Annotated in this window: 8 protein-coding genes; 6 read left to right on the forward strand and 2 right to left on the reverse strand. The window is 34.5% G+C overall.

The genetic code is table 11. From position 1 onward, the window contains the following. Positions 1–517: 517 nt before the first annotated feature. The 6 genes from ACM55K_RS08740 to ACM55K_RS08765 all read left to right on the forward strand — a co-directional run bounded on the left by ACM55K_RS08740 (position 518) and on the right by ACM55K_RS08765 (position 13,292). On the forward strand, positions 518–1,000 hold the full coding sequence (locus tag ACM55K_RS08740) for a T9SS type A sorting domain-containing protein (protein ID WP_416849856.1): 483 nt from the start codon (positions 518–520) through the stop codon (positions 998–1,000). Next, positions 997–1,617, forward strand: a complete 621-nt coding sequence (locus ACM55K_RS08745; RefSeq protein ID WP_416849857.1) for a hypothetical protein — start codon at positions 997–999, stop codon at positions 1,615–1,617. The genes ACM55K_RS08740 and ACM55K_RS08745 overlap by 4 nt, the downstream gene beginning before the upstream one ends. A gap of 2 nt (positions 1,618–1,619) precedes the next feature. Next, positions 1,620–6,908 (forward strand): beta strand repeat-containing protein, encoded by a 5,289-nt coding sequence (locus tag ACM55K_RS08750; RefSeq protein WP_416849858.1) that lies wholly within the window; start codon positions 1,620–1,622, stop codon positions 6,906–6,908. Positions 6,909–7,091: 183 nt separating this feature from the next. Continuing rightward, positions 7,092–8,894, forward strand: coding sequence for an Lcl C-terminal domain-containing protein (locus ACM55K_RS08755; protein ID WP_416849859.1), 1,803 nt, complete (start codon positions 7,092–7,094; stop codon positions 8,892–8,894). 92 nt (positions 8,895–8,986) lie between these two features. Beyond that, positions 8,987–10,267: an OmpA family protein gene (locus ACM55K_RS08760; RefSeq protein ID WP_416849860.1), complete on the forward strand. Its 1,281-nt coding sequence runs from the start codon at positions 8,987–8,989 to the stop codon at positions 10,265–10,267. 277 nt (positions 10,268–10,544) lie between these two features. Beyond that, positions 10,545–13,292 (forward strand): fibrinogen-like YCDxxxxGGGW domain-containing protein, encoded by a 2,748-nt coding sequence (locus ACM55K_RS08765; RefSeq protein ID WP_416849861.1) that lies wholly within the window; start codon positions 10,545–10,547, stop codon positions 13,290–13,292. A 329-nt stretch (positions 13,293–13,621) separates the two neighbouring features. On the opposite strand, the gene ACM55K_RS08770 is transcribed toward ACM55K_RS08765, so the two are convergent. Both ACM55K_RS08770 and ACM55K_RS08775 read right to left on the reverse strand, forming a co-directional pair. After that, positions 13,622–14,407, reverse strand: coding sequence for an anti-sigma factor (locus ACM55K_RS08770; protein WP_416849862.1), 786 nt, complete (start codon positions 14,405–14,407; stop codon positions 13,622–13,624). Next, entirely contained in the window at positions 14,407–14,937 is a 531-nt protein-coding gene (locus ACM55K_RS08775; RefSeq protein ID WP_416849863.1) for an RNA polymerase sigma factor, read from the reverse strand. The genes ACM55K_RS08770 and ACM55K_RS08775 overlap by 1 nt, the downstream gene beginning before the upstream one ends. Positions 14,938–15,074 lie beyond the last annotated feature (137 nt).

A 15,074-nucleotide genomic window follows, 5' to 3' on the forward strand; every position in this document is an offset into this window, starting at 1 on the left:
AGACAGATTCTTTTTTGGTGATAAAATCTATCAAAATAAAGAGTTTTTCTATGATTTTGAGAAAGAAAAAGCGCTGTAATGATGACGCCTCTTAAAGCAGTAAAAGGAAATACCAAGAAATTAGAAATAGAGATAAAGCTTCAAACGATTTGTATTCAACAGCGGTATTAAGAGTTAGACAAACTATAGAACCCCTTTTTAATTGGTTAATTGAAAAAAACAATATTCAAAGAAAATACATAGTTAGATCCACAAAAGGATTATTAGTACATCTGTTTGGGAAGATAGCAGCTGTATTTATAAACTTAATATTTTAACCTTGATTCGCATTAATAGTTAAAATGAATTTAATTAACATTTAGATTTTGTGTTTATCTCAATATAAATAATTTATTAGATTATTTTTTATTTACTAAAAACTGAAAAGTTCTTACTGATTGTTTCTGTTAGACGTTTAAAGACGAGTTATGCCGATTAAAGATAATAATAATAGTTAATATTGGCTAAAATAAATTTTATGAAGTACTTACTTATATTTTTTACTGTGACTTTTCAAGGGCAAGTATTGCACCATCAAATGCTTTCTTCGCAGGCACAGTCAACAAAAATTCCAGATGGTTTGATAATAAAACAAACTATTGGCCAGCAAAGTTTGACAGGAACTTCCGCGAATAAAAATTATGTAGTAATGCAAGGATTTCAGCAAAGTCTTTGGGGTAAATATATCGCCTCAAATAATATTGATGCAATCGAAGATATTAAAACGTTAACCTATCCTAACCCATTTAGAGAAATTATTAATTTTCAATTTTCAAAACCTGTTGTTGAGATTATATCCATTTCTATTTTTGATATATTGGGGCGTTTGGTTTATGAACAAAAGGAAAAAGTTGACAGTAATATCCTCACTATAAATTTGGCACGATTGCCCACTTCTGAATATCTAGTACGATTAAATACCACCAACCTCAATTATTACACTAAAATTATTAAACAATGATTAAAAACTACCTACTATTCGCTATGGTAATCACGTCCTTTCAGTTATTTTCCCAAGAAGCATATTTTTTGACCGGGAGTAATATTTCTAAGTATTCTTATAAAACTTCTGGTGAGGCTATGACTACACAACTTCAAAGTGGCACGGGTTCAAGTTATGAAATAGGATATTCAAGCCCTTTTAAAAACAAAAAAATATCTTATAATATTAGTATTACATTGAATGATTATAATGCTGTTGCTGGTTCTCCAGCAAATAGTTATAGATGGGAAACTAAATATATTGGAGTTCAAAATGCTTTAAGTTATAATTTTAAGATTTCGAATAATTTTCAATTCAAAGTAAATGGAGGTCTAAATCTTTCTACAATAATTTATGGTAAGCAAAATATAAATGGAGTTGTTTATGATTTGATTAATCAAGATGAGTTTTCAGGAATAGTATTTTCACCATTCATTGGAGCCCATATACGATATAAATTAAATGACTTAGGTTATTTAAGCCTTGGATATGGTTTTTCAAAAAGCCTAAATCCTTTTTATATTTCTCCAGAAAAATTATCATTTTGTACTGATCAAATACTATTCGGTATTCATTTTAATATCAATAAAAAATAATTATGAAAAAGATAACTTTACTTTTACTTTTGTTTGTTTCATCTGCAATTTATTCTCAAACAAACGGGATAACCTACCAAGCACTTATATTAAATCCTAATGGAGAAAAAGTTCCTGGAGCAAACAATACTAGTTCTCCGTTGGCAAATAAAAACATTTGCCTGCAATTTACAATTGTGGATGGTTCATTTCAAACGGAATACCAAGAAACTATAAATGTAAAAACGGATGAATTTGGTATGGTGAATACTATAATCGGTTCTGGAACTCAATCAGGCGGCTATGCCTCAACATTTTCAGATGTATATTGGGATGTAAATAAAAAGAATTTAAAAGTAGCATTAGATGCAAATGGTCAATGCTCGAATTTTATTGAAATTAGTGATCAATTTTTAACTTATGTACCTTTTGCTTTTTCTGCAAAAAACGCTGAAAATGTTACTGGTGTTGTGCCAATTGAAAATGGTGGGACTAATGCCACTACAGTTTTGGGAGCAAAAACTAATTTGAGTCTTGAAAATGTTGATAATACGAGTGATTCAAATAAACCTGTAAGTTTAGCAAACCAAAAAGCCTTAAATTTTAAAGAGGATTCGGTTAATAAAAGTATAGATATAACGATTGATGGCGCTTCGAATGTTAAATATCCAACTGTAAAATCGGTTAAGACATATGTTGATGCAAATTCTTCAATAGGTTCGGCAGCATTAGCTTCTGAAGTGGCTAGAGCCAAAGATGCTGAAAGTGTATTGACTACTAATTTAAATACAGAAATTAGCAGAGCTGTTGGAGCTGAAGCTACTAAAGAAGTTTTAGTCAATAAAAGTTCAAGCGTAATTGTTGATGGAAATTCAGATGTAAAATACCCAACAGTAAGATCGGTTAAGACTTATGTCGATACCAATATGACAGCCGGAGCGAATGCCTTATCGGCAGAAGTTACAAGGGCAATTACTGCTGAAAACAACTTATCTACAGAGCTAACTAGCGAGATTGCCACTCGCGCTGCAGCAGATGCAGAGTTGGTGTTAAATTTAGCCTTAGAAAAGTCAAGAGCAACTATAGCCGAAGGAACTTTGACTACTAATTTAGTTGCAGAAGTAACCCGTGCTACAACTACAGAAGCTACAAAAGAAGTTCTTGTAAATAAAAGTACAAGTGTTACATTCGATGCAACTTCAGATATAAAATATCCTACTGTAAAATCGGTTAAAACCTATGTCGATGCTAATACATTGGCATCAACAAATGCATTGGCAACCGAGAAAAACAGAGCCGCTGTTGCCGAAGAAGCAATTGCTTCAGATTTAGCTACAGAAACTTTAATCCGTGCGCAAGCAGATGCAATATTAACGACAAACATAACATCAGAAACGAGCACACGATCAGCAGTAGATGTTCTATTGACAAATAATTTAAATGCAGAAACCACAAGAGCTACCAATATAGAAGGACTTATAACCACAGCTTTGTCATCAGAAACAACCAACAGAACCAATGCTGATTTATTAAAAGAAAATCTTTCTAATAAAAGTGTTAGTGTGACAACCGATTTTGAATCGGACATTAAATATCCATCAGTAAAATCGGTAAAAACCTATGTAGATGCAAGCACTTCATCAGCTACAACAGCCTTGAATGCAGAAATCACCAGAGCAAGTGGAGCTGAAACGATAATTGCAAATAATTTAGCATTAGAAACAACAAGAGCTACTACAGCCGAAGGAGTAAATGCAGCCGCAATTGCAACCGAAAAAACCAGAGCAATAGCAGCCGAAGGAACCTTAACTACGAGTTTAACATCAGAAACCAGCACACGATCAGCAGCCGATGTTACTTTAACCAATGATTTGGCAGCGGAAAACACAAGAGCTACAAATGCAGAAGGACTTTTAACCACAGCTTTGTCAAATGAAACTACAAGAGCTACAAATGCCGAAGGACTTCTAACCACAGCTTTGTCAACGGAAGTAACCAACAGAAGCAATGCTGATTTATTAAAAGAAAATCTTGCTAATAAAAGTGTTAGTGTGACTACAGATTTTGATTCGGACACTAAATATCCATCGGTAAAATCGGTGAAAACCTATGTAGATGCAAGCACTTCATCAGCTACAACAGCCTTGAATGCAGAAATCACCAGAGCAAGCGGAGCTGAAACGACAATTGCAAATAATTTAGGATTAGAAACAACAAGAGCTACTACAGCCGAAGGAGTAAATGCAGCCGCAATTGCAACCGAAAAAACAAGAGCAATAGCAGCAGAAGGAACCTTGACTACGAATTTAACATCAGAAGCCAGCACACGATCAGCAGCCGATGTTACTTTAACCAATGATTTGGCAGCGGAAACCACAAGAGCTACCAATATAGAAGGACTTATAACCACAGCTTTGTCATCAGAAACAACCAACAGAACCAATGCTGATTTATTAAAAGAAAATCTTTCTAATAAAAGTGTTAGTGTGACAACCGATTTTGAATCGGACATTAAATATCCATCAGTAAAATCGGTAAAAACCTATGTAGATGCAAGCACTTCATCAGCTACAACAGCCTTGAATGCAGAAATCACCAGAGCAAGTGGAGCTGAAACGATAATTGCAAATAATTTAGCAGTAGAAACAACAAGAGCTACTACAGCCGAAGGAGTAAATGCAGCCGCAATTGCAACCGAAAAAACAAGAGCAATAGCAGCCGAAGGAACCTTGACTACGAATTTAACATCAGAAACCAGCACACGATCAGCGGCGGATGTTACTTTAACCAATGATTTGGCAGCGGAAAACACAAGAGCTACAAATGCCGAAGGACTTCTAACCACAGCTTTGTCAACGGAAGTAACCAACAGAACCAATGCTGATTTATTAAAAGAAAAGCTTGCTAATAAAAGTGTTAGTGTGATAACCGATTTTGATTCGGACACTAAATATCCATCAGTAAAATCGGTAAAAACCTATGTAGATGCAAGCACTTCATCAGCTACAACAGCTTTAAGTGCAGAAATCACAAGAGCAACTGCAGCAGAAGGAGTTTTGACTACAAATCTAAATACAGAAGCCGCTACAAGATTGGCCAACGACAATGCTTTAACAACAAGTATTGCAGCAGAAGCTACAACAAGAGGAACAGCTGATACAGTTTTGACAACAGGATTAGCTTCAGAAATAACTAGAGCTACAACAGCAGAAAATACAATCGCTACAAATTTAACGACAGAGAGTACAAGAGCTTTAGCAGCAGAATTATTAAAAGAAAATGCAGCTAACAAAAGTACTGACGGAACATTTACATTAAATTCTGATGTAAAATTTCCATCAGAGAAAGCAATTAAAACTTATGTAGATGCCAAAGTGTTGACAAATTCAACAGCATTAACCACAGAGATAAATAGAGCAAGCGCAGCAGAAGGAGTTTTGACTACAAATCTAAATACAGAAGCCGCTACAAGATTGGCCAACGACAATGCTTTAACGACAAGTATTGCAGCAGAAGCTACAACAAGAGGAACAGCTGATACAGTTTTGACAACTAATTTAGCTGCCGAAGTTACTACTAGGTCAGCAGCCGATGTTACTTTAACCAATAATTTGGCAACAGAACTTGTAACTAGAGCAACTGCAGTGTCAACTTTGACTGCCAATTTAGCAACGGAAACCACAAGAGCTACAAATGCCGAAGGAATTCTAACTACAAATCTTTCATTAGAGACAATTAGAGCAACAGCCGCAGAAGCTACAAAAGAAAATACAGCAAACAAGAGTGTAGATGGTACTTTAGCATCTATTTCAGATGTGAAATTTCCAACAGAGAAAGCAGTAAAAACGTATGTTGATGCCGCAACAGCTGGTACTTCTAATGCATTGACTTTAATTGCAGCGGAAACTTCAAGAGCAACAGCAGCAGAAACAACAATTACTTCGAATTTAAACACAGAGAAATCGAATAGAATTCTAGCAGTTAACACGTTAATAACTAATTTACAAACCGAAGTTGATCGTGCTATAAGTGCAGAAGCCACGAAGGAAGATTTAATAAATAAAAGTACAAGTATTACAGCTGATGCAACATCAAATACTAAATATCCAACAGTTATGTCTGTAAAAACGTATGTGGATAACCAAGTATCAGTTATAAATACCTTGGCAGACGGAAAAGTATATATTGGAAACTCCAGCAATGTAGCTACAGAAGTTACTTTAACGGGAGATGTTACTATAAACAACACAGGAGTGAGTATTATTGGCGCTAGCAAAGTAGTTAGTTTAATGATCAATGATGGAACGATTGTAGATGCCGATGTAAATGCTAGTGCAGCAATAGCAGGTACTAAAATAGCTCCAAATTTTGGTTCACAAAATATTAGTACTACAGGAAACACTACCGTAGGAGGCACATTGGGTGTAACAGGTGTAGTCGCTTTTGCTGCACAACCAATACTTTCTTCTTTAACGGCTTCACTACCGGTATTTACAAACGCATCAAAAGGTTTAGTTTCTAATCCTATTACAGGAACAGGAAATGTAGTTTTATCAGTTTCACCAGAGTTAACAGGAACTCCAACTGCACCAACAGCAACGGTAGGAGCAAATACTACTCAACTGGCAACAACAGCTTTTGTTACAGGAGCTATTACATCATCAAGTGCAAACTTTGTAGATTTAACTACTGTACAAACGGTTTTGGGTGCTAAGACCTTTACTTCTAATTTTACTATTGGAACAGGGCCTCTATCAAATACATCTAGTACACGATTAAACGTAAAAGGCGGTGTTGAATTTGAAGGGATCAAATTTGATTTTCCTGGAGGAACATATAATAATGTACTTTCTTTAAATTGGTATTCGACTGCTTGGAAAATAAGAACCGAAAGAATCGCAGCAGATATAACAGATTTGTCTTTTGCAAGATATAACGGAACAACTGATACGGAGTATATGAAATTATCTCAATTTGGAAACTTAAATGTTGCTGGATCTATGACAGGAACTTCATTCATAAAAACTGGTGGAACTTCTGCTGAATATTTAATGGCTAATGGTACTGTTTCTACAGGTGCTGCAGCGGTTAGAGAAATTGCGGATGAATATACTGCAACTGCAGCGCAACTTAGTTTTACATTAGCACAAACACCTTCAGTAAATAGTAAAGTGAAAATGTATATCAATGGAGTGAGAATTAGTAACACGGCTTATAGTGTAAGTGGAAGTACTTTAACCTATTTACCTGCCAACAATGGAGCATATGCTTTGGTTGGAACCGAAAGAATTCAATTAGACTATTATTACTAAATCTTTCTATAATCATTTGGAGATTCTAAGTAATATCAACTACAAATCTATAGCAACGTATGCTATAGATTTGTTATTTTTAAACAGAACACAATAACAAGATTATCAATTATTTTACACATGTAGGTTCAATAAATGATGTTTAAAGACATTCAGACTAGATATATTCTTAAATAGAAAACTATGAATTCAAAATTACTATTATTATCTTTTTTAATGCTATTATCTGTTGAAGTAAATTACGCACGAAATCCATTTAAATCATCAAATAGCAATTTGGTTGTCTTTAATTCTCCAGCTTTATTAGCGACTTTAACCACTACTGTTTCATCCACTTATACGAGTGCTATACTCGGAGGAAATATTACTAATGATGGAGGAGCAACCGTTACAGAACGAGGGGTTGTGTATAGTTTAATAACTAATCCTACTACTTCTGATACTAAAGTGGTAATTGGTTCCGGAACAGGGGCTTTTTCACAAGCAGTATCTGGACTAACGTCTAGCACTACTTATTATGTTCGTTCTTATGCTATTAATTCACAAGGAACTTCTTATGGCTCAGAATTAAGTTTTACTACTGCAGCATTTTGTGGTGGAGATATAATAGGTTCGGGTTATGGAACCAATCCATTTCCAACTTCTGGTATTGATGGGAATTGGAAAGTAGTTGCTTTACCACAAGGATATACGTATTCAGAAACTTTACCTTATAACGCTTATGTGCCCAAAACAACTTCCTTGGCTCCAGTATATATATATGTGAACGGATATACCGTTTCGGGATCTACTTATTATTGGATCGCTCCTAGGACTGATGCCGCTCAGTTATTGGGATCAGGAGTGTTTTACAACTGGATTGTACAACAAACATTTAATGTTGCACAATCGGGTTTCTATGATTTAAATTTCTCTGGTGCGGGTGATAATGCCATTTCATTTTATATTAATGGTGTAATTGATACAACCAATCCAGTAAAACCAAAAATTACGGGAGGAACTCAAATAGGGGCTAGATTTGACAGTTTTACGTCGGTAGGAACTTTTTCAGGGGTTACCTATTTAAATGCAGGAATAAATACAGCCTCTATGGTAATGGAGGATTGGGGAGGAGCCACAACAGCCTTAATTTCAGGCTCTACATTCACTTGTAATACGAGTTATATAAACGTTTATCCAACACTTTCATCAATAAGTGATGCCACTATTATTGAAGGCTCATTACCTACACCAATTGCATTTACTATTAGCGATCAAGAAACGCCGTTAAATAATTTGACAATAACAGCCAGTTCAAGTAATACTGCATTAATTCCCAATGGCAATATATCCTTACAAGGAAATACGGGAAGCAGAACTATAACACTAACCCCTATTTCAGGAGAGATGGGAACTTCAACCATTACAATCACATTAGATGATAATTCTGGTGGTGTGGTAACAAAATCTTTTGTTGTAACAATGAATCCATTAGTGTTGAATAGATATGGAAAATTAATCGTAGAACCTTTGCAAGCAATTAATGAATATGGCGCTGAAGGTGCTGGTAAAGGACAAAATGTATTTGGAAAAAGTATAGTTAAACCACTTCCTCCTAAAATTGGAGATTTTTATCAGGGGGGTATTATTTTCTTCACTTCAGTTGATGGTTTAGGAATAATACATGGTTTAATAGCCGCAACTGCTGACCAAGGTAGAAGAAATACAACTTGGGGTAATGCAGCTGCTTTGGCCACAGCCTATACCGGTGGCGGATATACGGATTGGAGATTGCCTAATTATGATGATTTGACTAAAATGTATGGTAGAAGAGGAGTAATAGGTACTGGTACTTTTGACACTGCTAGTTTACCTTATGGACTTTATTGGTCCACTCAAACTGCTGGTGATCCAAATTATGGACTTTGTATATCATTTTCCAACGGTGGTGGTGTTCAAGGCTTAAAAAGCTCCAACAATTCAGTTAGAGCAATTAGGTCTTTTTAATTATCAATTTCTATAACATAAAGTAACATTTTCAAACAACTACTAATTTTAGACCTAAAATTACTTGTTATTATTTAAATAAAACACATAAAATGAAATACACATCAGTATCAAGAATTAGTTTTGGATTTATACTTTTCAATATAGGAATAATGTCACTTTCAGCTCAAGAGATAAATCCTGAAATGGTAACTAAAACCGAAGCGCAAGTTAATAAATGGTCTTTTGAGTTTGGCTTTGGTTCAAATATAGCTGTGCGTCCTTTTGGAATAGGTTATAATTCGAGTGCAAATTTTTCAAGTTTGAATCATTTTGATTTCGGATTTCGTTATATGTTGAACTCTAAATTTGGAATAAAATCAGATATAGCCTTTGATGGTATTTCCAATAAATTAGAAGAGGCCTCTTTCTCATATCGTTCCATGCAATACCGAATAGGATTTCAAGGTGTCTTTAATTTAGGAAAAGTATTTGAATTTCAAAATTTTTCTAATTCAATTGGATTGTTGGGACATGCAGGTTTTCAATTCTCAAAATTTAAATCCAAAATAGGAAACGGCAATCAAGAAGCAGTTGTAGATTCCAATAAAGGATTTATAATGGGAATCACGCCTCAAATTAAACTTTCGGAACGAATAGCATTGATAGTTGATTTTTCAGTACTGTCAAATATTGGACAAAACCGTAATTGGGATGGAAGTACTTCTGCTCAAGAGAATAATTTAACCGGTATGTTATACACTACTTCTATAGGTATGACAATTTATTTAGGAAAAAAAGATAGACATTCAGATTGGGCAAATCCAAAAAATGTTCCTGAAGGCGATTCGGTTGCTAACTTACTTTCAACAGAAAATAAAGAGCTAAAAATTAGTGCTGATAAAAAAGAAGAAGTAGTAGATAATTTAAACACACAAAATAATACTCCAAGTGGTTTAATGGGCAATAAAAAAGAAAACAGTATTGACACAAATAATAAGAGAAATCTAGAGGAGTTAGAACCTAAAACAATTGAGGGGAATTATGACTTCAAATCTTTGTTGGAAAACGGATTAGTAAATGTATTTTATGATGTAAATGAAGATAAACCAAACAGTGGCTCAACGAATAGTGTATATAGTATTATTTCATTATTAAAGAAAAATCCATCCGTAAATATAAAATTAGTTGGATACTCTGATAAAAGTGGTAGTGAAGAAGCAAACCAGAAACTTTCTGAAAGTCGTGCAAAAAAGCTTTATGAATTATTAGTGTTGTCAGGAATTTCAGAGTCAAGGCTAAAAATAATTGGTTATGGCGAAGATAGTTCAATACCTTCGGATTCAAAGATTACTTTTCGACTAGCACGAAGAGTTTCGGTGTTATTGGATTAATTTTAGGAATACAATTCAATTTTTTAAATATAAAATAGATGCAATATGATTTCAAGAGAAAATAAATTAATAATGCTTTCAATGAAAAGTGATTGGTAGAAAATTGAGGAGAATTATACAGTTTTAAACGCTAGTTTTATATTTTCTTTAAACCGTGAAACTCCTTTTTTACTTTTTAATCATAAAAAAAATGAAGCGCATTAGCAATCCTATTTAGCAAAAATATAAAACCTACAATACCCTAAAACTAAAATAAATAATCAGTTTAATTTTTTCTATGATGATGAGACATACACTATATATATTATTAATTGTATTTTGCTTTGCAAGCAAGGTATTTTCACAAGCTACAACAGTAAATGTGGCAGGAGCAAGCAGTACACTAACCATAACTAATAATATACAAACTGTAGTAGATCCGTCGCTGACAATAACCGCTGATGGAAATCTTACTGACTTTATAGTGTCAATCTCGGGTAGTTATACTGCTGGTGATGTTTTGTCTTATACAGGAACTTTGCCTTCTGGAATCACTGTTGCGGCTTTTGATGCGACCACTAAAAGTTTGGTCTTTTTAGGAACAACTACAGCTGCTAATTGGCAAGCATTGTTGAGAACAGTTACTATTACAACTGTTTCTGCTACTTGTTTTCAAGAGCAAAGACAGGTAAGTTTTGTAGTAGGAAATAAGTATTACAATAATTTGAATGGTCATTTTTATGAAAAAGTGTCAGGAAATATAAATTGGGCAACTTCACTCGCAAATGCTGAAACAAAATCTTATTTTGGTCGTCTAGGATATTTAGTTACGATGACTTCTATAGCCGAAACTAATTTTATTTGGAAAATCATGCCAGCAGATTCTTGGATGGGTGCCTCAGATGATTATAATTATATTAATGCTGCTACCGGAACAACCACCTATGCAAATCAAGCCGCTTCAGAAGGGCAATGGTATTGGGTTTCTGGTCCAGAAAAAGGCACTAAATTTTCTGTAGGAAATGTCTGGACAACAACGCAACCTGGTCAATTTGCGTATTGGAATCCTGGCGAGCCTAATAATAGTAACGGGGAACATTACGGGGAATTTTATGTAGCCTCTGAAGGTAAGTGGAATGATTTATCTTTCTCAAGTCAAGTTCCTTCATATATCGTAGAATATGGAGGAATGTCTACAGATTATGTAGGTGCCAATGTTGTTTTTACTAGGAATTTAATTCTGTCAGGAGCGCCATCTGGAACTATTACGGGTGGAAATACAACGGTTTGTTCTGGTGCAAACAATACTACATTAACTCTTACAGGATTAGTCGGTGGTACCGTAGTGAAATGGCAATATTCGTATGATGACTTTTTGACTGCTGGTATTGATATTGCTAATACTTCAACCTCTAACACAGTGACTAATATCACTCAAAACACTTATTATAGGGCTGTAGTAAATACTGCAAGTTGCACTGGTTTGACTACATCATCTACAAGAATTAATATAAGCAGTGCCATTTCGGGAAATATTGTAGCAGATAATAATACCATTTGTGTTGATGCTAATGTTAGTTTTATCTTGAATGGATATAGTGGTACTATAACTAAATGGCAAGTTTCAACCAGTAGTACATTTGCAAGTGGCATTACAGATATTGCAAATACCACAGCAGCAATGTCATATCAATTAACTGTAGCGGGCACATATTATTTTAGGGCAGTTATAGTAAACTGTTCCAATACGGTTTATACAGCTGCTTATGCTGTTTCCTGTATTGCAGGTACAGCACCTTCTGGAGGAACAATCTCCAATGCAAGTTTTTGTAACGGCTCCAATTCAGGAATATTAACATTAAGTGGGTACACGGGTACAGTATCAAAATGGCAATATTCTATTGACGGAGGATTTGTTTGGACCGATATTAGCAATACCGCTGCTACTTATAGTTTTTCAGGTATAACCTCTACAAGAAAATTTAGGGTGCTTTTAACCAGCGGCTCTTGTGGTACTGCATGGAGTCCAGTAGGGGTAGTTTCGGTTATTAATCAAGTACCCTCGATAAGTTATTTGGATTCAGGGTTGAAAGATTATCTATTGAACTCACCAATTACAAATTTAGTAATTACAAATTTAGGAGCAGCAGTGGGAAGCTATTCGGTATCTCCAGCTTTGCCTACAGGCTTAATTTTAGGAACGGATGGATCCATAAGCGGAACGCCAACTGTAACTAGCGTTATTACAACCTATACTATTACAGGTACCAATGCCTGTGGGAATAATACAACTGTAGTAATAATAGCTACTGGATACCTGTTAAATAAATATGGAAAATCAGTTTCAGACCCTTTACTAGCAATTAATAAAAATGGTGCTGTAGTTACTGGTAAAGGATTAAATAGTTTTGGAAGAACTATGGATGCTCCACTTCCCAAGGACGGAATATCATCTGCAAGAGCTGCATTAAATGTCTTAAATATTAAACAAGGTTTTCCATTATCTCCAGATGGAATTTATTGGATAACCAACCCAAATATTAATTCGGGAACCCCTTTTCAGGTATATGCCGATATGACAACCGATGGCGGTGGATGGACATTATTGAGCGTTGGAGGAAACTCTTCAGCTGCGACTCAAGTTAGTAGTTTAACATCTCCTACAACTAAAGGATATTTACCTCGTACTACAGTAATTGAGTTGGCTAATACCTGCAGCACCGTTCAATTAAGAACAGGTAGTTCTTATACTTCTATTGAAAATAAAACAACATCGACTGATCCATTAGCCATTGGAGCATTGAGGAGTAGTTCTACCGTCCCTGGTGGGGCAGGAACATGGCATAATGGAAATTTAACGACTGCAATATTTATTACAAATACAGGTTATTGGTGTTGGAATAATTGTTGCGCGCCTGTTGTCACTGGTTGGCCACAAATGTACCATTCAAATAATTCCTCTAGTTGTGTGCATTGGTTTGTTAATACTACAATGGGAAGAACATCAACAAGTGTAGAAGCCTGGTTTTCAACTTGGATTCGTTAAAAAAAATAATTAGCAGCTATATTTATAAACTATTTTTGTACTAATGAGTATGATTGGGTAAATTATGAGGAAGTGGGGGCTGCCAATAAATTTTAAAAGGCAAATGGGGCCTTGAATAGTACGGTTTTAACGGAAGAGTTTGCTTTCTTGGTTGGTGTAAAAACTCCTATATAAAATCAATTCAACGCATTGAATTCATTTTTAAATGAACAAAATTAGTATAATAGTTTAAACAAAAAAGGTTCAACTTTGAACTGCCCCCAAAAAGTTAGACACTATTTGGGGGCAGTTCAAAGTTGAACCTTTTTTATATCAAGAATAAGTGATTTTTAAACTTTTCCTAAAGTATACAATTGTTCCATTGTAGGCGTTAAACTTCCGCCTTTAGGTTCTAGCGTTATACCAAAAGCTTCAGCTTCCGTTGCATTATCTACAGCAAACATTTTTTGATCATTAACCTTGAAATTTTCCAATAGTCCAATACTTGTAGGAGTCAACGGATTCAATTTTAAGGACCAAACTTGGTATACCATTCCTTCTGGTGGTTCCGGTAATCCTGCGGCATCAACATAAACCACTTTGGTTGTTTTATTCCAATATACTTTCGCAGAGGATTGTGGCGCAACGGCTTGTCCACCAAGTGATACAACGGTATTGTTAGCATCTCTTACCACTGCTAAATTGGTTTCGGTTGCCTTATTTTTTAATTGTAAAGCATCCAAATCTTTTTCTATTTTTGCTTTCTCCTCTTTGGCATTTACTACCTGAGTATTGGTTTGCTCCATCTGATTGTATTGGTAACCAATACCTACTAACAATAGAATTGCTGCAGCCCAACCAATGTATTGAGCCCAATTTCTTGTTTGTTCTAATTCGATTACTTTAGCCTGTTTTAGTTCTAATTTGTCTTTTATTTTTTCAAAATTTTCTACAGAATGAAACGGTGAAAAGCTGGAAGACAAAGCTACAATGGCCTTTTCTATAGCAATAATTTCATCGTTTATTTCTGGATTATTTTTTGCCATGGTGTTCACTTCTTCATTTTCGGTTTCACTGAGTAAACCGTAAACGTAGAGTTCTAAAATACCGGATTCTATATATTCTTTCGTATCCATTATAATTTCAAATAATTTCTTAAATCATTAATACAGTTTCGATTGTGAGTTTTAACGGTTCCCAAAGGAATTTCCAGTTCCTCTGAAGCTTCTTGTTGGGTATAGCCTTTAAAAAACAGTAAATCTATTATTTGAATACACTTGGGTTTTAGTTTTTTTACAAACTCTTGAATCCCAATAGAATCAATTTTATTGACCAGTTTGTTACTGTCGTCTAACAGATGTACGAAATTATCTGAAGAAAGGTTTTTTTGACTGTTATTAAAATTTTTCGAACGCAGTTTATCGATCGATGTATTTCGGGCAATATTTAGAATCCAAGTATAGAAGCGCCCTTTGCTTTCATGGTAGGAATCAATATTTTTCCAGATTTTGACAAATACATCCTGAAGGACATCTTCGGCTTCTTCTCTATTTTTCACAAGAACATTGATTACTGCAAATAAGCTTTTTGAATACATATCATATAGATGTGTAAACGCCTTTTCATCTTTCTTATAAATTAATACTAATAATTCATCTTGGGTCATAACTTTTTATTTTGCTATTACAAACTTATACATTCTTATTTACAATTGGCATATTTTATGAATAGCTGCTTTAAAATAAAATAAAAATAAAAATAATTGTATTTTATTTAAGTGTTTAAAACGCTGTTAATTAATTG

Origin of the sequence: Flavobacterium arabinosi (assembly GCF_048158725.1) — a bacterium.
Taxonomy (GTDB): domain Bacteria; phylum Bacteroidota; class Bacteroidia; order Flavobacteriales; family Flavobacteriaceae; genus Flavobacterium; species Flavobacterium arabinosi.